This is a genomic window from Eisenibacter elegans DSM 3317 (assembly GCF_000430505.1).
GTDB classification, from domain to species: domain Bacteria; phylum Bacteroidota; class Bacteroidia; order Cytophagales; family Microscillaceae; genus Eisenibacter; species Eisenibacter elegans.
The window spans coordinates 72,429-90,463 of sequence record NZ_KE387154.1 but is presented as its reverse complement, the minus strand read 5'-3'; the positions used below and the strand labels follow the sequence as shown (position 1 = coordinate 90,463).

The following is an 18,035-nucleotide window of genomic DNA, read 5'->3' as shown; positions in this document are numbered from 1 at the left end:
AAAAAAGTCTTTATGCGTCAGAAACTGTATTTTAACCTCAGAATAACATTGCGCCCGAGGTCATCAGCAAAATATCGGAGGCGATTCATATAATCACGATAAGCTTGATTAAGGGCATTTTCGACAGCTAGGCTGACCCCGATGCGGTGTTGCTCGCCGCGCAGAGGGTGTTCCCAACCCACCTGAGCCTGAAGCAGAAAGTAGGCCGGTGGAGCCCCCCGAAAATCAAATGTGCCTTGTTCGGGGAAGCGCTCCCAGTCTTGCAAAACAGGAGGACTGTTGCGTTGTTGGTCTACGAAGACACCTTCTAGAGAGGCGAAAAAGTCTTCTACTATCCACCAGCTGCGTTTTTGGTTATATTGCAAGCTCAGATGATAGCGTGAGGGCGGAATCCACATCAAGTTACTTTGGTCGAGGGCTTGGGCTTCGAGCACTGAGGCCTTGCCGATTACAGACCATCGTTGGGTCAGCCGATACTGTGCATCAAGGTCAAGGCCATAAAAGTGAACATCATTTTGGCGATAACTAAAAACCGGAAACGCGCCCCTGATGGTTGTCTGTGTACCTGTAGGCAGGAGGTAAATGTAGTTTTGGATATGCTGATAAAAAGGGCTTAGCTCTAGCGTCCAGCGCTGGTGTTGCTTACCTAGCGTAGCGATGAGTTTGTAGGCTTGTTCGGGGTTCAAGTTTTGGTCGCCTAGCTCTATGGCTGCTGCGCCGTGGTGTAGTCCTTCGCTATACAGCTCATTGATATTGGGTGGTCGCCAAGCCAACCCGAGGTGTATTTTGCTATACCAATCATTGGGCAGGCTTTTCCAAAGCCCCACACTGGCCGATACATTGCCAAAGGTAGGGTAGTCACGGCGCAGGGTGTTACGATCTTCAAACACAAACACCTCCATCCTCCGGTAGTCGTAGCGTGCGCCCCATTCAAACTGAACGTGCTCATTGCCAATACGTTCTATCCAATATACTCCCAGATTCCAAGCCGTATAGTCAGGGATAAGGCGGTTGCTGCCAGTGAGTTGTATATCATTAAAATTATCCTGAAACCAGCCCGATATACCGATACTTCCCTCCAGTTTTTTGTTGAGCCAAGGCAAGTGTTGCAGGCTGAGGTCTAGGCTGTGGGTGCCTAAGTCCATCGCAATGGCTGGGCGTTCGGAGCGCCCTCCACGCCTGATGTCATACTCTTCCCGTAGATTTTTCTGATAGCCATACACCAGCTCCAGTTTGCCCAGTTGTGGCAAATTGTAGTAAGTTTCGAGTTTGTAGAGCTGATGTTGTACTTGTTGGAAGGGATTGCTTATGGTATAGCTAAAAGGTTGGAGCCTTTGGGGAACCGCTCGTTCTATGGCCGCCTGCATATCTACCACATTGCCGATGTGTGCGGCAGATAAGATACCTAGGCGGGTATCAAAACGACTGGCATACAACTCTACTCCCCAGCGGGCTTTGTGGATACCCAAGGCTGCCGAAAAGTTCAGTTCTTCTACACCAGTATTGTTGAGGAGATAGTTGGCGGCTTGCGCGTCGCCTAGTTTTTTGTAAGTACCTTGTACTCGCCAGCCACTGCCTTGTATTTTGCCGATACGTCCTTCGAGCATAGCCGAGCCACTGCCTCCCCGTCCGTTGGTCATCCCTACAGTATAGAGATGGCCGTGGATATGTTCCGACTGCCCGAGGTGTGGCGGGCGCAACAGTACTACACCACCTACCGCATCTGCGCCATAACGCACAGCTTCCGCTCCTTTGACTACCGCAATACGCGAAGCCACAAACGGATCTATGTCGGGAGCGTGTTCTGTTCCCCATTGTTGGCCTTCTTGCCGAATGCCGTTGTTCATCACTAGCACCCGGTTGCTATGCAGCCCGTGGATCACCGGCTTGGCTATCGTAGGGCCTGTTTGCAGGGTGTTTACGCCTGTCAGCTCTCGTAAGGCCGAAGCCAAAGGCTTGCCCGTATGCCGGTCGAGCATCTTGGCTTCTAAGGCTTGCTCGTGGTGTACGGCAGAAGTTTCGTATTTATTATCAGAAATGGCTACCTCGGCTAAGTGGGTGTGTGCAGCAATAAGGAATATTGGAGCCAAGCTGTGTGTTTGCCCTGCTTTGAGCGTGAGTTGTTGGTTTTGTGTACTGTAGCCTATGTACCGAATGGTCAGGGTATAAGTACCTTGGCAGATACCCGCAAAGCGATAGTAACCCTGCGCATCACTCACAGTGCCTTTGTCAATCTCCATCAACTGAAGTACTGCCCCTACCAATGGTTGGTGGTCTTCGGCATCACGAATATACCCCTCCAACACACATTGGCAGTCCATCTGTGCCAGAGCGCCAAAGGGGGGAGACAAAAGCATCGCCACCAGAAATACAAGCCTAAGGGAATACCGCATGCAAGGTTGCTTATTTTTGCAATAGTGTTTCAGTTTGCAAAGCTACATACAAACCAAATTATCTGCAATAATGTTGCATATTTTAAGCTGCAAAAATTGCTATATTGATGAAATAGACCTGATAATCAGGGGGATATACGTATGATAAATTTGAATCAATGCTGCTTCTTTGCCCAAGCAATATAACTGGCAAAGCGCTCATCGGTTAGGAGTAGGGCTTTGCTGTGATAAAACTTACCCAAGTCCTTCAAATCAAAAAATCGGTGGATAGTACTGTGGCACTGCTGGCAAATCATCAGGCCTGTTGTTTGCATTTCCTCCTTGGTATAGCGTTTTTGGTAAAATGCTTTTTTGTGAAGCGCTTTGGGGATAAGGTGGTGAAAAGTCAGCGGAGCTTCGCGTCCGCAAAGCTCACAACATGAAGCAACATTATCCATAACACCCATCTATTTACAGCCAATGATTCAGAAGCAAGAACACAAACAAATATAGCCAAAGTACATCGACAAAATGCCAGTAAATGGTCAAAAGTTTGAGCCGTAATTGATTGGGAGGGTTCACACTATAGACAAACGAGTCGACATAAGAAGTATGCCGGACGGCCTCGATAAGGATTACCATCAGGAAAATCACTCCGCCGGCCAAGTGAGCCATATGTAGGCCTGAGAGCACATACACAAAAGACCCCGAGACCGCACCCTTGAGCCATACACCCTGCACTATCAGCTCGCGCCAACCTTCGGCCTGCAATACCATAAAGCCGATGCCTAAGCTCAAGGTAAACAAAATATAAGAGCGAAAACGCTTGAATTGTTCCTCCTGAAAAGCCACATTGGCCAGATACAAGGTATAACTGCTGGCCATAATGACTGCTGTACTGAGCCAGAAAGCCGGTGGTAGGTCAAAACGTGTCCACACACCTTGTATGCGCTTGTATACATATGTGGCTGTTAGCGAAAAAAAACCGAGGCTCATACTGAAAATCGCCAGCCAAAGCAAAAACTGTAAAGGCTCGCGCCGCCTGAAAAGCCCCTTTTCGGGTCGCTCTTGAGGCTCTAAGTCAGAGAATTTGGGGTATTGATTTTCTTCTTCTTGCATAACACAGCTCTAACAATACGTTCGATAAGATTGTTCGCCCCAAAGGACTACAAACACTAGGCCGCGTCAAAATTTTCGGGCAACACCCCTTCATCGACAAAATAGGACATCAGATGGGTTTTGATAAGCTTTTCTTGTTCTATCAGTCCTTGAGGGGGAATTGGCTTGGCCACCTCCCAATGATGCCAGCCCTCATCGTCAATATGGCTAAAACGATAATATCCGGCCTTGCTCATCACCTTACAAAGCCCCATATGAATCAGGTCTTGCTTCTCTTCTTTGCTAAAGTGCAAGGCCCCTTTGCCCAACTCCTGTATCCCTATCAAAAACAGGATACTGTTGACATCTTTGGGGCGCTTGCCTATCAGTCGCTCTAGGGCATTGAGGAAGCGCGTCCATCGTACTCTAAAAGCGGCCTCACTACTCATACTGTGGTAGGGTTAGGAGATTGTAGGGCTTCCCAATATTCTACCGCACGGCGTAGGTGTGGAATCACAATAGAGCCGCCGATGATATTGGCAATAGCAAAAACCTCAAAGACTTGTTCGGTATTCATACCGGCTTCGTGGCATTTGCCCAAATGATAGCGGATGCAGTCATCACAGCGCAGTACCATGGAGCAAGCCAAGCCAATGGCCTCCTTGGTCAACACATCCAGTGCGCCCGGAGCATAAGTATTGGTATCAAGGTTGAAGAAGCGCTTGAGCACTTTGTTGTCAGCAGACAGAATCTTATCATTCATACGCTGACGGTAGTCATTAAACTCTTCGATGAGTGGATGCATAACAACAAATGGGGAAGATGGGTAAGGGCTAAAAGCAGGGGCTTGCGCACAAAGATTGACACAAGCCCAAGCTTCAACAAAACAAATTACTTGGCCGAAAGTTCCGCAAAGTGTTTGAAGAACAACGGAATGGTTTCGATACCCTTATAATAGTTGAATAGGCCGTAGTGTTCGTTGGGCGAGTGGATGGCATCGGAGTCGAGGCCAAAGCCAAAGAGTACGGTTTTCAAGCCCAGTTCTTTCTCAAACAAGGCCACTATCGGAATGCTGCCGCCCCCACGGGTAGGGATGGGCTTCTTGCCGAAGGTATCTTCCATCGCACGGCTGGCGGCTTGGAAAGCAATGGTATCTGTAGGCGTGATGGCCGGCTCGCCGCCGTGGTGTGGCCGTACTTCTACTTTTACCGAAGGGGGCGCTATGGATGTAAAATGCTGTTGAAACAGCGCCGTGATTTTGTCAGACTGCTGATTGGGCACAAGGCGCATACTGATTTTGGCATAGGCTTTTGAGGGCAATACCGTTTTGGCACCCTCCCCGATATAGCCTCCCCAGATGCCGTTTACGTCGAGCGTAGGACGGATACCGGTGCGCTCCAGAGTGGTATAGCCTGCTTCGCCGTGTACGGCTCCGATGTTGAGGTCGGCTTTGTAGGCTTCTTCGTCGAAGGGTGTTTGCGCCATCAGAGCACGCTCCTCGGCGCTCACCTCCACCACATCATCATAAAAACCGGGAATCGTGATACGGTTGTTGGCATCCTTGAGCGAAGCAATCATCTCACACAAGATGTTGATAGGATTGGCCACCGCCCCACCATAAGCGCCGGAGTGCAGGTCGCGGTTGGGGCCTGTTACTTCTACCTCTAGGTAGCTCATCCCGCGCAGCCCGATGTCGATAGAGGGCACATCGTTGGCAATCATCCCCGTATCCGAAATCAGGATGACATCAGCAGCCAACTTGGCTTGGTTGTTTTTGACAAAAATTTCGAGGTTGTTGGAGCCAATCTCCTCTTCACCCTCAATCATAAACTTCACATTACAAGGCAGGGTATTGGTCTGCATCATCAGCTCAAAGGCTTTCAGGTGCATATACATCTGCCCTTTGTCGTCGCAAGCACCACGGGCATAGATTTTACCATCGCGCACCGTAGGCTCAAAAGGAGGCGTATGCCACAGTTCCAGCGGCTCAGGTGGCTGCACATCGTAGTGGCCATATACCAAGACCGTAGGCAGCTTGGGGTCAATGATTTTTTCGGCATACACAATCGGGTAACCCGCCGTAGGGCAAAGCTCCGCATTGTCGGCACCGGCCTCGGCCAATTTCGCCCGAATAAACTCCGCCGTACGGTGTACATCAGGGGCGTGCTCACTCTTGGCGCTCACCGAAGGAATGCGCAGCAGGTCGAAAAGCTCAGCCAAAAATCGGTCTTTATGCGCTTCTAAATAAGCAGTTTGTTGTTCCATAATCAGAAAAGGGTTTGGGGTGGAGGTGTTTCCAGAATCACACACCGTCAGACGGTGGTCTTGTTATTTTTGGGGCTTGCCCTTCGAGCCGGGCATCGCTTGCGCTAGCATCCTTCGCACGCTCGTGCTTGGATGAGGCTGTACTCCTCGCACTTCGTGCTGTGGGGTACTGCTCGTGGGCCAGCGCCTGCATAGCGTACACCCGCACAGAGGACTAAGCCGCCATCGTCATCAGGATGTCTGCCTGCGTGATGATGTGTACTTGGTTGTTTTCGTCCCTTACTAGCAGCGCCTTGTTGTCTTTGTTAATCAGCGACGACAGCACGTCAATCGTGTTGTTGAGCGCCACAAAGGTAAACGGCGGATCCATAATCTCTTGGATGGTTACTTGGCGCAGCTCAGGGTTTTCTATGATGCGTCGCAAGACCTTAGAGTCCGTCAAGCTTCCTACGATATGTCCTTGGCTATCCATAATAGGTGCTTGGGAAATGCCCTCGTCGTGGATGAGCTTGATGACCTCGCCCACCGATGCTTCGGGCTTTACCGTAATCAGACGGCTGCCCTGCGATTTTTTGCGGCGGATGATGTCCTGCGCTGTTGCAAAATCACGGGCTTCGAGAAAGCCGTGGTCGCGCATCCAGGTATCGTTATAGATTTTTTTGAGGTAGCGCGTGCCGTGGTCGGGCAAGATAATCACCATCACATCATCTTCTTTCAAGTGTTCGCGGGCATATTCGAGTGCGCCAAAGGCTGCCGAGCCACAAGACCATCCCACAAACAAGCCCTCTTCGCGGGCTAGGCGGCGGGTCATAATGGCAGCGTCCTTATCCGTTACCTTGATAAATTGGTCTACCATTTCAAAGTCCACATTCTTGGGCAGAATATCTTCCCCGATACCCTCGGTGAGGTAGGGGTAAATCTCGTTTTCGTCAAAAATACCGGTCTCTTTATACTTTTTGAACACCGAGCCATAGGTATCAATCCCGACGGTTACCATTTTGGGGTTGCGCTCCTTGAGGTACTTGGAGGTGCCCGAAATCGTGCCTCCAGTGCCTACTCCGGCAGCAAAGTGGGTAATTTTGCCGTCGGTTTGTTCCCAAATTTCAGGGCCTGTGCTTTCGTAGTGGGCGGCGCGGTTAGAGAGGTTGTCGTATTGGTTGGGGTAAAACGAGTTCGGAATTTCTTCATTGAGCTTGCGCGCTACGGAGTAGTAAGACCGGGGATCTTCGGGCGCTACATTGGTAGGGCATACATACACCTCTGCGCCTACTGCACGGAGGATATCGATTTTCTCCTGCGACTGCTTGTCGGCCATCGTAAAGATACACTTGTAACCCTTCGATACGGCGGCCAAGGCCAAGCCCATCCCTGTGTTGCCCGAAGTACCTTCAATGATAGTGCCGCCGGGCTTGAGAATACCCGCTTTTTCGGCATCTTCAATCATTTTGATAGCGATGCGGTCTTTGACCGAGTTGCCGGGGTTAAAGTATTCCACCTTTACGAGCACCGTACCACGGATGCCTTCGGTTACTTTGTTAAGTTTGACAAGCGGCGTATTGCCGATAGTGTCTACAATGGAGTTGTAATACTGCATAAGTGTTTGGAGTGTTAGGTACGTGAGCGGGTAAAAGTTGGGTTATGCTTTGAGCGCGGCTTGTATGCCTTCGAGGGCAGCCTTGGCGTTGCCGACAAAAATCTGCTCGCCAATCAAGAATACGGGGCGCTTGAGGAAGGTATACTCCTCCAGAATGAGGCGGCGGTAGTCGGCTTCGGTCAGGGTTTGGTCTTTGAGGTTGCGGGCTTGGTATTGGCGGGAGCGGCGGCTGAAGATAGCCTCTGCACTGCCGGCCAGCGCAATCATCTCCTCTACTTGGGCTTCGGTGAGGGCTTGTGTTTTGATGTCTTGTTGTTCAAAGGAATCATCTACTCCTGCGGCCTTCATCATCTTTTGGCAGGTTTGGCAGGTGCTGAGGTGATATACTTTTTTGCGCATAAATGAGCTTTTGGTGATTTATGACGCTAAATTACGAATTTTTCTAGACTTTGCGTTCCTTCGATAGCTCCTGCTGGTTCAGATGCTCAACTAATTCTTATCTGTGGCTCCACCCGTGGTGGCCTCCCCACAGCCACTGGTTAGCTATCAGGCTACAGATCTTTATGATTTGTATATATTGATGTTCTTTCTAATTCCCATACTTTATCGAACGGGCAACGGTCTACCTCCAAGGGGCTTAATTGACCCGCAAAGGAGCTTTCAGTTTGCCTGCGGGCAACACGACCTTGGTGTTTGAAAAACTTTCGGCCAAGCTCGCCCCCTCCAGCCTACAAGTCAAAGGTACAGGGGCCATTACCATCCTGTCGGTCATCCACCAGATTGATTATCTTCAAACACAACAGGTGCGTCAAGAGCTAGAAAAGCTTCAGGAAAAGCAGCAGGCCATCAATCAAAAACTAGAATTTACCCAAGCAAAACAGGCTGTGCTGGAGCGCGAAAAAGAGCTGCTGACAGAAAACAAGCGCATTTACAACAGCCAAAACGGCGTGAATGTAACGGAGCTGGAGGCCTAACCTCGCAACGCAAGCGGGCAACCCCGTCACAGAATTCACCTCTACTCAGCTGCTAAGCACCCAAAAATCAGAGGCCAGAGCCTATGACATCATCATTCGCAACAACAAGGCTCAACCCATCAATATTACCGTCCAAGACCAGCTACCGCTCATCACACGCAAAGAGTTTAGCATCGAAAAACAAGCTACGAAGGAGCAAGCCTTGACACCGATACACAAATTCTGACTTGGAAACACACCATCGCCCCACGCTCCGAACAGCGTAACCAACTACGCTGTACCGTCAAATTCCCCAAGTTTATGAACATAAAGGTCGACTGACACAGCCCTGAGTGATGAGTGAGCGCCTAAGAAACGGTATGTATCCCGTTGCTTAGGCGCTTCCCTTTTGGAGTCAGACAGGGCTTGTGCCTGCCTAGCTTCGCACTATCCGCATTGGCGCATCAACACCTGTAAGTCTTGGTCTGAGATGTCCTTGCGGCGGTCGGCCATTTGCAAAAAGGCCTGATAAAGGTCTTGCAGCTTTTCTGCCGTACACGCATAGCCTAGGCGTTCTAAGTGGTGGCGCAGGGCGTGTTTGCCACTGCGGGCCGTCAGAATAATGGCCGAACTAGCTACCCCTACTTCCTCAGGAGCAATGATTTCGTAGTTCTCCCGATTTTTGAGCACCCCATCTTGGTGAATTCCCGAGGAGTGTGCAAAGGCATTTTTACCCACAATGGCCTTATTGGCCTGCACAGGCATCCGCATCCGCTCCGACACCAGCTGACTGATTGGGTTCAGATAGGGCGTATGAATACGGGTATGTACCTTGAGCTTCTGATGGGTTTTCAGAATCATGGCCACCTCTTCGAGTGAAGCATTGCCGGCGCGTTCCCCAATTCCGTTGATGGTTGCCTCCACCTGCCGCGCTCCATTTTGGATGCCGGCAATGGTGTTGGCTGTAGCCATCCCGAGGTCGTTGTGGCAGTGTACCGAGATGATGGCGCGGTCGATGTTGGGCACTTGGGTTTTGAGGTGATGAATCATCGCCCCATAATCCTCCGGCAGGCAGTAGCCCGTCGTATCAGGGATATTTACTACTGTCGCACCGGCATCGATGACTGCTGTAATCATTTTGGCCAAAAAATCCCAGTCCGCACGTCCGGCATCTTCCGCATAAAACTCTACATCCTCCACAAACCGCTTGGCATAGCGCACAGCAGCCACACCCAGCTCCAAAATTTCAGCCCTAGAACTCTTGAACTTATGCCGAATATGCACATCCGACGCACCCACCCCCGTATGGATACGCGGGCGCTTGGCATAGCGCAGCGCCTCTACGGCAGCATCTATGTCTTGGGTATTGGCGCGGGTAAGCGCACAGATGATGGGCTTCTGCACTACTTTAGACACCTCCTGCACCGCACGGAAATCTCCCGGGCTAGACACCGGAAAGCCGGCCTCTATCACATCCACCCCCAAGGCTTCGAGGGCAATGGCAATTTCTACCTTCTCGTCACAAGTCAGCTGACAGCCCGGTACTTGCTCGCCATCACGTAGTGTAGTATCAAAAATATATACCTGATTGCTCATAATTGATTCTTTTTTGGATTAGTTCACGTTTAAATTAAGGTCAGGGCAGGTTGTTCAATCTTGTCGATGATACGCTCGGTAATGGCCGTTGTACCCAATATTTTGTGTGGAGGGGTGTGGCTTTCGGCAATATCGCGGGTGCGGTATCCCTCCTTCAGCACTAGGTCTACCACTTGGCGGATGTACTGCCCGATGTCGGCCTGTTGCCACGATATTTCGAGCATCAGCGCAATCGATAGGATGGTCGCCATGGGGTTGGCCACGCCCAGTCCTGCAATGTCGGGCGCAGAGCCGTGGATAGGTTCGTAGAGGCTGTGTTGGTCGCCGATAGAGGCTGAGGGAAGCATTCCCAGCGAGCCCGACAGCTCCGAGGCCAAGTCGGTCAGGATGTCGCCAAACATATTGCCAGTCAAAACGACATCAAACTGACGCGGGTTTTTGATGAGCTGCATCGCCGCATTGTCTACATACATATGCGTAACCTGTACGTCGGGGTACTGCTTGGCCAGTTGTTGGACTGTTTCGCGCCAGAGCCTCGACGATTCCAAGACATTGGCCTTGTCTACCGAGCAGAGCCTGCCGCTGCGTTGTTGGGCAGCCACAAATGCCTTATGGGCGATGCGCTCTACTTCGTAGCGGCTATAAATCATCGTATCGAGTGCGGTATTGCCATTGTCGCGGCGTTCGCGGGGTTGGCCGAAATACACATCGCCGGTTAGCTCACGAAAAAACAAGATATCGACCCCCTTGACGGTCTCGGCCTTGATGTGTGATGCGTCCAGCAGCTCATCAAAAAGCTGAATAGGGCGCAGGTTGGCATACAGCCCCAAGTCCTGCCGCAAGGCCAGCAAGCCCTGTTCGGGGCGTATTTTGGCCGATGGGTCGAGGTCATACATCGGGTGCCCCACCGCACCCAACAGAACGGCATCGGCAGCCTTACAGGCCGCCAAGGTTTCTTCGGGCAGGGGCTTGCCCGTGGCCACAATGGCCTCGTGCCCGATAAGGGCGGTTTGGGTTTTGAGTTTAAACCCGAAGCGGTTGGCAATGGCCTCCAACACTTGGCGGGCGGCGTGGGTTACTTCAGCACCGATGCCGTCGCCGGGTAGAATGGTGATGGTTTTGGCAGGAATCATATCTCGAAATGGCTAAGTTTTGTAAATGAAGTCGTCCGAAGCATCCGCTTCGGCGCAATTGGTTTTTGAACTTTATCTAGCGGCCTCTTGTGCTGCTTCGTAGGCCGCAATGGCCTCCGTTTGCTGTAGCATATAACCGAGGTTGTCTACCCCTTGCAGCAAGCAGGTCTTTTTAAAAGCATTGATTTCAAAGTGCTCACGGATGCCTAACACAGCACAGCTGATAGACTGCTCGGCTAGGGATACCTGCACCGAAGTGCCGGGGTCTTGGACGAGTTGGGCAAACAATTGCTCCAAAAAAACATCGGACACCTGCACCGGCAGGAGTCCGTTATTGAGGGCGTTGCTCTTAAAAATATCGGCAAAAAAGCTAGAGACGACGACCCGAAAGCCATAGTCGGCAATAGCCCACGCAGCGTGCTCACGGCTTGAGCCGCAGCCAAAGTTTTTTCCGGCTACCAAAATCTGACCTTGGTAGCGGCTTTGGTTCAAGACAAAGTCTGCCTTGGCCTGACCCTGGGCATCATAGCGCCAGTCGCGGAACAAATTCTCCCCAAATCCCTCGCGGCTAGTCGCCTTCAGGAAACGCGCCGGAATGATTTGGTCTGTATCTATATTCTCTACGGGCAAAGGCACGCAGGTAGAAGTTAGTTTGGTAAATGCTTGCATATCAGTGTTTTGTTTTTGTTGTTTTAGAAGCGAAGCTACAAGGGCGTAAGCGGCTTAGGCAAGTAGCTCCTGCGGCTCACGGCTGTGTTTCACAGCCGGGGGCGCGGGACTACAGCCGAAGACCCGCCCCCGAAGGGGTAGCCCCAAGAAAACGCTATGTATTTGAAATTCAGCATATTCATCTTGTGTATCGCCTTATACTCCATGCTTTATCCTTCACCCCACATACTCCCTCACATCCTCAATATGCCCACTAATAGCGGCGGCGGCGGCAGTCAGCGGGCTAGCCAGCAGGGTACGCGCCCCCGGACCTTGGCGGCCTTCAAAGTTGCGGTTAGAGGTCGAGACACAGTACTTTCCGGCAGGAACCTTGTCCTCATTCATCCCTAAGCAAGCCGAGCAGCCCGGCTCTCGCAATTCAAACCCAGCCTCTCTAAAAATCACATCCAGTTGTTCGGCCTTGGCCTGCCTTGCGACCTGTTGCGAGCCGGGGATAATCCAAACCTCCACATCGGGGGCTTTTCGTTTGCCCTTAACAAACTCTGCCACAAGGCGCAAATCTTCGATGCGGGCATTGGTACAGCTGCCCACAAACACATAATCGACCTTTTGCCCTAAGAGGCTGCTGCCTGCTTGCAAGCCCATATAAGCCAGCGACTGCTCAAAGGAAGCTTGCTCTTTGGGGGGTACTTCGGCCAAAGTTGGGATGCGCTGCCCGATACCGATACCCATTCCCGGGTTGGTACCATAGGTGATCATCGGGGCGATGTCCTCGGCGCGGAAGTGCAACACCTGGTCATAGCTTGCGCCCTCATCCGTTGGCAGGGTTTTCCAGTCTGCCAGCGCACGCTCCCAGTCCTTGCCTTGCGGGGCGTGTGGGCGGCCTTGGAGGTAGTCGAAGGTTGTTTGGTCGGGGGCAATCATGCCGCCGCGTGCGCCCATTTCGATACTCATATTGCAGATGGTCATCCGGGCTTCCATCGAGAGCGCCTCGATGGTCGTGCCGGCATATTCCACAAAATAGCCTGTGGCACCCGAAGCGCTTATTTGGGCGATGATGTAGAGGATAATATCCTTGGCCAGCACCCCTTTGCCCAATGTGCCGTCTATCTGAATGCGCATTTGTTTGGGCTTATACTGCAACAAACATTGGGTGGCCAGCACCTGCGCCACCTCACTCGTACCGATGCCGAAGGCAATCGTGCCAAAAGCGCCGTGAGTAGAGGTATGGCTATCGCCACAAACAATGGTCTTGCCCGGCTGTGTAATGCCCAACTCCGGCCCGATGACGTGTACAATGCCTTGGTTTGGGTGGCCTAGCCCATACAACTCAATCCCAAAATCGGCGCAGTTTTGTATCAGCGTATCCACCTGATGCTTAGAGAGTGCGTCTTGGATGGGCAGATGCTGATTGAGGGTCGGCACGTTGTGGTCGGCAGTAGCCACCGTACGGTCGGGGCGGCGTACAGGCAAGCCCCGCTGCCGCAGCGCTGCAAAAGCCTGAGGAGTAGTTACCTCGTGGATATAGTGGGTGTCGATATAAAGTAGGTCAGGGAGCCCCTCTGCTGCCTTGACGATGTGGCGCTGCCATATCTTGTCGAATAGGGTCTGAGGGTTTGCATTTTTTTGCTTCATAGAATGAGTAGTTGTTGTGGAGAATGTTATCGGGGTGGCTTTACATAGGCAATCCTGTCAGGATTGGAGCACCTGACAGGATTGGGGCTATACCAGTAGTTGTAAGAGTGCTTCGTGGTTGTTGATGTATTCGTATTGGAAATTGCGGACTTGCATACGCGCATTCAGGCGTGGCAGCGCTTCGGGGCTGGGTACTTCCAAGCCCACGACGACGGGGCCATACTCGCGGTTGTTTTTCTTGATGTATTGGAAAAAGGTGATGTCGTCGCCCTCTTCCAGAATGTCATTGACAAACTCCTTCAGTGCGCCGCTGCGTTGCGGAAAGCGCACCAAGAAATAATGTTTCAGCCCCTGATAGCGCATTGCACGCTCTCGGATTTCTTCTGTGCGGAGGATGTCGTTGTTGCTTCCACTCACCACACACACCACATTTTTGCCTACCAGCGCCTCGCGCCATTGCTCCAGCGCTGCTATCGACAAAGCTCCGGCAGGCTCTACCACCAGCGCATCGCGGTTGTATAGTGCTAAGATGGTACAACAGATCTGCCCTTCGGGGACAGTCGTGAGGGCGTGTAGCCCTTCTTGGCAGGCGGCCAAGGTATGCACCCCCACCCGCTTGACGGCTGCGCCATCCACAAACTTGTCAATCTCGGGCAAGGTAACTACCTCTCCGGCAGCCAGCGCCGCCTGCATCGACGCAGCGCCCTCAGGCTCTACCCCGATGATGCGGGTTTGAGGACTTAGTGCGCTAAACACCCGAATGGCGCCGGCGGCCAACCCTCCACCCCCAATCGGCACAAAGAGGTAGTCGATGGGTGATTGGGCATCTTCCAAGATTTCGAGCGCCACGGTTGCCTGCCCCTCGATGATTTTTGGGTCGTCGAAAGGGTGGATAAACTGTGCCCCGTGGGTTTGGGCATAGGCTTGTGCTTCCACAAAGCAGTCGTCGAAGGTATCGCCACGCAGCCAAAGCGTCACCTGCCCCTTGCCAAAGTGCCGCACTTGGTCGATTTTTTGGTGGGGTGTCGTTACGGGCATAAAAATATGCCCCTCAATGCCAAGTTGTTGGCAGGCATATGCCACCCCTTGGGCGTGATTGCCGGCACTAGCACATACTACACCCTGTGCCTGTGCCCCCTCCGAAAGGGAGGCAATGGCGTGAAAAGCCCCTCGAATTTTGTACGAACGCACCGGCTGCAAGTCTTCGCGCTTGAGCATAATATTGGCTCCATACTGCTCCGAAAGGCGCAATTGGGGTTGTAGAGGCGTATGTAAGGCCACACGTTGGAGCCTCTGACGGGCTTCATAAACGGCAGCCAAGGGGCTAGCAGTGAGGGTAGGCATGGGGGCTGTGGTTGGTACATCGGTGCCGCTGCCTGTGTTTTAAGGGCAACAGCAGGGTATTTGAGACTGATTTTTTGGGGCTTCCCCCTTCGGGGTCGGGCTAGGCGGCTGTACTCCTCGCTTCGCTGCGGGGTACTGCTCGCCTATCCCTAAGCCGCTTGCGCACGTGTAGCGTCAGCGGCGGGCTGTACGTCTATTGTTTGGGGCGGAGCTTGCGCACTTGAGCGCCGGCTTGCCACATTTCACTTTTTTGAATTTCGGCCAGCTCTGCTTCGAGGCGGCGGCGGTAGTCAGGGTGTTGGTTGGCTTCAATCACCACTTGAGCTTCCTTGCCTGAGGCCACACTCTCGTACAGCGCTTCAAAAACCGGCTCGGTAGCCTTGCGGAACTTGTGTCGCCAGTCGAGCGCACCCCGTTGGGCAGTCGTAGAGCAGTTGGCATACATCCAGTCCATCCCGTTTTCAGCCACCAATACAATCAGGCTTTGGGTCAGCTCCTCTACCGTTTCGTTGAAAGCCTCTGAAGGGCTATGGCCTTTGCGGCGCAACAGGTCGTATTGGGCTTCCATTACCCCGGCCAATGCACCCATCAAGATGCCACGCTCGCCAGTGAGATCGCTGTATACCTCTTTCTCGAAAGTGGTCTCAAACAGATACCCCGAGCCAACCCCGATACCCAGCGCCAACACCCGCTCCTGAGCGCGTCCGGTAGCGTCTTGATGGATAGCATAGCTGGAGTTGAGCCCTTGGCCGGCCACAAACAGCCGGCGCAAGCTCGTACCCGAACCCTTGGGGGCTACCAGAATCACATCGACCTCTGCCGGAGGCACAATTCCGGTCTGCTCGCGGTAAGTGATGCCAAAGCCGTGGGAGAAATAAAGCGCCTTGCCCGGTGTGAGGTGTTTCTTGACCGTCTCCCATAGTTGGATTTGCCCCGCATCCGAAAGCAAGTAGCAGATGATGGTCGCTCGCTCCAGCGCTTCTTCGATACCAAAGAGGTTTTTACCCTCTTCCCAGCCGTCGGCCAAGGCTTTTTGATAAGATTCGGAGGGCTTGCGTTGGCCTACAATCACATTGAAGCCATTGTCGCGGAGGTTCAGCGCCTGCCCCGGGCCTTGTACACCATAGCCTATCACAGCAATGGTTTCGTCGGCCAATACTTGGCGGGCTTTTTCGAGGGGAAATTCGTCGCGGGTGGTTACGTTCTCCTGAACGTTGCCAAAAGTAAGTTGAGCCATAATCGTAAGATGTGTATGATAAAGGGGGTTGGTATTTGATTAAAAAGGTTGTAGCGCCTTGAGCGCACTTTTTTCTTGGGGCTGCGCCAAGGTCAGCAAGACACTCATCACACCGATTTGCTTGCGAATTTGGCGCATAGTGCTTTGGGCAAGTGCCTCAGTGGTCGTGATGGTCAGCTCCAAGCGGTAGCGTTGTTGCTCGTCTGTGTGTGCCGCAAAAGCCTGTACAGCGATGCGGCGGCGATTCAAAATCATCAAGATGCGGTTGATTAGCTCTACACGCTGCTCTAGCAGAATGGAACAAGAAAGTGGGGCGTTGTTCATAGGGCTTTTGTTTTATGGTGAATGCGTTTTTGTGTCTGTGGAGTAGAGGGTATGAAATCGTCAATCCCCCTTATCCGAGCGATATTTCGGCTACTGACTTGCCTGAGGCAATCATCGGGAATACATTCTCTTCCTGCGCAACGACCACCTCTAGCAGGGCAGCCTGTGGCAGCGCCATCAGGTGTTTGAGGGCGATGGGGAGGCTTTCGCGGTTGTCTATCCGCCAAGACTTGAGGCCAAAGGCTTGGCCAAGTGCCACAAAGTCGGGGTTTTTCATCGTCGTAAAAGAGTAGCGGTTTTCAAAAAACAGCTCTTGCCATTGGCGCACCATTCCTAAGAAGCCATTGTTGAGCAAGATGATTTTGACCGGAACTTCTTCTTGGGCAATGGTGGCCAGCTCCTGCATTGTCATCTGAAAGCCGCCATCGCCTACAATACAGCATACCTGACGGTGAGGAGCACCCATAGCAGCACCCAAGGCCGCCGGAATCGCAAAACCCATCGTGCCGATGCCGCCAGAGGTGATATGGCTGCGGCTGTCCTGAAAAGCATAGTAGCGTGCGGCAGCCATTTGATGCTGACCTACATCACTGACAATGAGGGCTTTGCCCTTGCTTATTTCCGAGAGTTGGTGCACTACTTCGGCCATAGTCAGCGGACCGGCTTGGGGGTGTATGCTGCGGTCAATTACTTTTTGGTATTCTTTCAGGTCGGCTTCTCTAAACGATTGCCGCCAGGCCTCGTGTTGGCGCGGCTGTACCAAGGGCAGCAGGGCTTGAATGGCCTCGTGTGCATCGGCTACCAGCGACACATCCGGGTGGATGATTTTGCCGTGTTCGGCAGCGTCGATATCAATATGGATGATTTTGGCTGCTGTCGCATAATCGGATACCCTCCCCGTAACACGGTCGTCGAAGCGCATTCCGATACCGATAATCAAATCACACTCATTGGTTTTGATATTAGGGCCATAGTTGCCGTGCATTCCCAACATTCCAACATAGAGCGGATGTCCTACGGGCATACACGAGAGCCCCAAAAGGGTACAGGCTACCGGAATCCCGCTTTTTTCGGCCAGTTGTTGCAGGGCTTCCTCTGCACCGGAGAGGATAATGCCCTGCCCGGCCAAAATCATCGGACGCTCGGCTTGGTTGATGAGGGCGGCGGCGGCGGCCAGTTGCTCTGCGCTTGCTTTGGGCACCGGCTGATAGCCTTGTACCCGATGGCAGGGGGCATATTGATAGGGGTGCTTAGCTACTTGAGCATCTTTGGCAATATCAATCAATACCGGCCCGGGTCTGCCACTGCGGGCAATATAAAAGGCCTTGGCTAAGATTTCGGGAATTTCGCTTACATCCGTAATCAGGTAGTTCCATTTGGTAACAGCAGTTGTCAGCCCCAGAATATCCGTCTCCTGAAAAGCATCCGTGCCTAGTAATGGCGAGGCTACCTGCCCCGTGATACAGACCAAGGGGGTGGAGTCGGCCAAGGCATCGGCCAAGCCCGTAACGAGGTTGGTAGCGCCCGGGCCAGAGGTGGCAAAACATACCGTCACCTTGCCCGAAGCACGGGCATAGCCCTGTGCGGCGTGAACGGCACACTGTTCGTGACGTACGAGTACGTGCCGAATCTCCTCTTGGCGGAGGTACAGCGCGTCGTAGATGGGCATAATCGCCCCCCCGGGATAGCCAAAAATCACCGCCACTTGCTCGGTTATCAGGCTTTCTATGACAGCCTCCGCACCCGAAAGGGACAGGGGAGGCGCTTGGGAGGCAGATGATGCTGAATCTCGTTCCATAATATGAATGGGTTTGT

General features: G+C 52.5%; 17 protein-coding genes and 1 pseudogene. 2 read left to right on the top strand and 16 right to left on the bottom strand.

From position 1 onward, the window contains the following. Positions 1 to 17: 17 nt before the first annotated feature. The 8 genes from G499_RS0116290 to G499_RS0116255 form a co-directional block, all read right to left on the bottom strand. A complete protein-coding gene (locus G499_RS0116290; RefSeq protein WP_027000820.1) occupies positions 18 to 2,393 on the bottom strand; it encodes a TonB-dependent receptor in 2,376 nt (791 codons plus the stop codon). A gap of 155 nt (positions 2,394 to 2,548) precedes the next feature. After that, complete coding sequence (locus tag G499_RS0116285; protein ID WP_027000819.1) at positions 2,549 to 2,830, bottom strand: HNH endonuclease; 282 nt, start codon at positions 2,828 to 2,830, stop codon at positions 2,549 to 2,551. 13 nt (positions 2,831 to 2,843) lie between these two features. Then, entirely contained in the window at positions 2,844 to 3,491 is a 648-nt protein-coding gene (locus G499_RS20450; protein ID WP_081413854.1) for a cytochrome c oxidase subunit 3, read from the bottom strand. A 56-nt stretch (positions 3,492 to 3,547) separates the two neighbouring features. Continuing rightward, positions 3,548 to 3,919, bottom strand: coding sequence for a hypothetical protein (locus tag G499_RS0116275; RefSeq protein ID WP_027000818.1), 372 nt, complete (start codon positions 3,917 to 3,919; stop codon positions 3,548 to 3,550). Beyond that, positions 3,916 to 4,275 (bottom strand): carboxymuconolactone decarboxylase family protein, encoded by a 360-nt coding sequence (locus G499_RS0116270; RefSeq protein ID WP_027000817.1) that lies wholly within the window; start codon positions 4,273 to 4,275, stop codon positions 3,916 to 3,918. Before G499_RS0116270 ends, G499_RS0116275 begins: the two co-directional genes overlap by 4 nt. A gap of 86 nt (positions 4,276 to 4,361) precedes the next feature. Continuing rightward, positions 4,362 to 5,735 carry a dipeptidase gene (locus tag G499_RS0116265; RefSeq protein ID WP_027000816.1) on the bottom strand — a complete coding sequence of 458 codons (1,374 nt, stop codon included), beginning with the start codon at positions 5,733 to 5,735 and terminating at the stop codon, positions 4,362 to 4,364. 214 nt (positions 5,736 to 5,949) lie between these two features. Then, entirely contained in the window at positions 5,950 to 7,329 is a 1,380-nt protein-coding gene (locus tag G499_RS0116260) for a cystathionine beta-synthase (protein WP_027000815.1), read from the bottom strand. Positions 7,330 to 7,371: 42 nt separating this feature from the next. Continuing rightward, a complete protein-coding gene (locus tag G499_RS0116255; protein WP_027000814.1) occupies positions 7,372 to 7,728 on the bottom strand; it encodes an arsenate reductase family protein in 357 nt (118 codons plus the stop codon). Positions 7,729 to 7,970: 242 nt separating this feature from the next. Here G499_RS0116255 and G499_RS0116250 point away from each other — a divergent pair, with 242 nt between their 5' ends. Then, positions 7,971 to 8,303, top strand: a complete 333-nt coding sequence (locus G499_RS0116250; RefSeq protein ID WP_027000813.1) for a DUF4140 domain-containing protein — start codon at positions 7,971 to 7,973, stop codon at positions 8,301 to 8,303. A 34-nt stretch (positions 8,304 to 8,337) separates the two neighbouring features. Further along, positions 8,338 to 8,529 (top strand): annotated as a pseudogene (locus G499_RS22585) (DUF4139 domain-containing protein); the annotation flags it as partial. Positions 8,530 to 8,729: 200 nt separating this feature from the next. On the opposite strand, the gene G499_RS20445 reads toward G499_RS22585, so the two are convergent. The 8 genes from G499_RS20445 to ilvB form a co-directional block, all read right to left on the bottom strand. Continuing rightward, entirely contained in the window at positions 8,730 to 9,878 is a 1,149-nt protein-coding gene (locus G499_RS20445; protein WP_081413853.1) for a 2-isopropylmalate synthase, read from the bottom strand. Positions 9,879 to 9,907: 29 nt separating this feature from the next. Further along, a complete protein-coding gene (gene leuB, locus G499_RS0116240; protein WP_027000812.1) occupies positions 9,908 to 11,011 on the bottom strand; it encodes a 3-isopropylmalate dehydrogenase in 1,104 nt (367 codons plus the stop codon). Positions 11,012 to 11,083: 72 nt separating this feature from the next. Continuing rightward, positions 11,084 to 11,680, bottom strand: a complete 597-nt coding sequence (gene leuD, locus G499_RS0116235; RefSeq protein WP_027000811.1) for a 3-isopropylmalate dehydratase small subunit — start codon at positions 11,678 to 11,680, stop codon at positions 11,084 to 11,086. A 216-nt stretch (positions 11,681 to 11,896) separates the two neighbouring features. Continuing rightward, positions 11,897 to 13,315 carry a 3-isopropylmalate dehydratase large subunit gene (gene leuC / locus G499_RS0116230; RefSeq protein WP_027000810.1) on the bottom strand — a complete coding sequence of 473 codons (1,419 nt, stop codon included), beginning with the start codon at positions 13,313 to 13,315 and terminating at the stop codon, positions 11,897 to 11,899. 87 nt (positions 13,316 to 13,402) lie between these two features. Then, entirely contained in the window at positions 13,403 to 14,659 is a 1,257-nt protein-coding gene (gene ilvA, locus G499_RS0116225) for a threonine ammonia-lyase IlvA (protein WP_027000809.1), read from the bottom strand. Positions 14,660 to 14,852: 193 nt separating this feature from the next. Next, the gene (ilvC, locus tag G499_RS0116220; RefSeq protein ID WP_027000808.1) at positions 14,853 to 15,896 is read right to left on the bottom strand and encodes a ketol-acid reductoisomerase; all 1,044 of its coding nucleotides are present in this window, start codon (positions 15,894 to 15,896) and stop codon (positions 14,853 to 14,855) included. A 39-nt stretch (positions 15,897 to 15,935) separates the two neighbouring features. Continuing rightward, complete coding sequence (locus G499_RS0116215) at positions 15,936 to 16,220, bottom strand: ACT domain-containing protein (protein WP_027000807.1); 285 nt, start codon at positions 16,218 to 16,220, stop codon at positions 15,936 to 15,938. Positions 16,221 to 16,290: 70 nt separating this feature from the next. Further along, on the bottom strand, positions 16,291 to 18,018 hold the full coding sequence (gene ilvB, locus G499_RS0116210) for a biosynthetic-type acetolactate synthase large subunit (protein WP_051296334.1): 1,728 nt from the start codon (positions 18,016 to 18,018) through the stop codon (positions 16,291 to 16,293). Positions 18,019 to 18,035 lie beyond the last annotated feature (17 nt).

Bases quoted from the DNA above. Each gene is read 5' to 3' on its own strand.
- G499_RS0116265 (WP_027000816.1), bottom strand. From the start codon at position 5,735: ATGGAACAACAAACTGCTTATTTAGAAGCGCATAAAGACCGATTTTTG.
- leuB (WP_027000812.1), bottom strand. From the start codon at position 11,011: ATGATTCCTGCCAAAACCATCACCATTCTACCCGGCGACGGCATCGGT.
- G499_RS0116290 (WP_027000820.1), bottom strand. From the start codon at position 2,393: ATGCGGTATTCCCTTAGGCTTGTATTTCTGGTGGCGATGCTTTTGTCT.
- leuC (WP_027000810.1), bottom strand. From the start codon at position 13,315: ATGAAGCAAAAAAATGCAAACCCTCAGACCCTATTCGACAAGATATGG.
- G499_RS0116255 (WP_027000814.1), bottom strand. From the start codon at position 7,728: ATGCGCAAAAAAGTATATCACCTCAGCACCTGCCAAACCTGCCAAAAG.
- ilvC (WP_027000808.1), bottom strand. From the start codon at position 15,896: ATGGCTCAACTTACTTTTGGCAACGTTCAGGAGAACGTAACCACCCGC.
- G499_RS0116285 (WP_027000819.1), bottom strand. From the start codon at position 2,830: ATGGATAATGTTGCTTCATGTTGTGAGCTTTGCGGACGCGAAGCTCCG.
- G499_RS20445 (WP_081413853.1), bottom strand. From the start codon at position 9,878: ATGAGCAATCAGGTATATATTTTTGATACTACACTACGTGATGGCGAG.
- G499_RS0116215 (WP_027000807.1), bottom strand. From the start codon at position 16,220: ATGAACAACGCCCCACTTTCTTGTTCCATTCTGCTAGAGCAGCGTGTA.
- ilvB (WP_051296334.1), bottom strand. From the start codon at position 18,018: ATGGAACGAGATTCAGCATCATCTGCCTCCCAAGCGCCTCCCCTGTCC.
- G499_RS0116270 (WP_027000817.1), bottom strand. From the start codon at position 4,275: ATGCATCCACTCATCGAAGAGTTTAATGACTACCGTCAGCGTATGAAT.
- ilvA (WP_027000809.1), bottom strand. From the start codon at position 14,659: ATGCCTACCCTCACTGCTAGCCCCTTGGCTGCCGTTTATGAAGCCCGT.
- leuD (WP_027000811.1), bottom strand. From the start codon at position 11,680: ATGCAAGCATTTACCAAACTAACTTCTACCTGCGTGCCTTTGCCCGTA.
- G499_RS20450 (WP_081413854.1), bottom strand. From the start codon at position 3,491: ATGCAAGAAGAAGAAAATCAATACCCCAAATTCTCTGACTTAGAGCCT.
- G499_RS0116260 (WP_027000815.1), bottom strand. From the start codon at position 7,329: ATGCAGTATTACAACTCCATTGTAGACACTATCGGCAATACGCCGCTT.
- G499_RS0116275 (WP_027000818.1), bottom strand. From the start codon at position 3,919: ATGAGTAGTGAGGCCGCTTTTAGAGTACGATGGACGCGCTTCCTCAAT.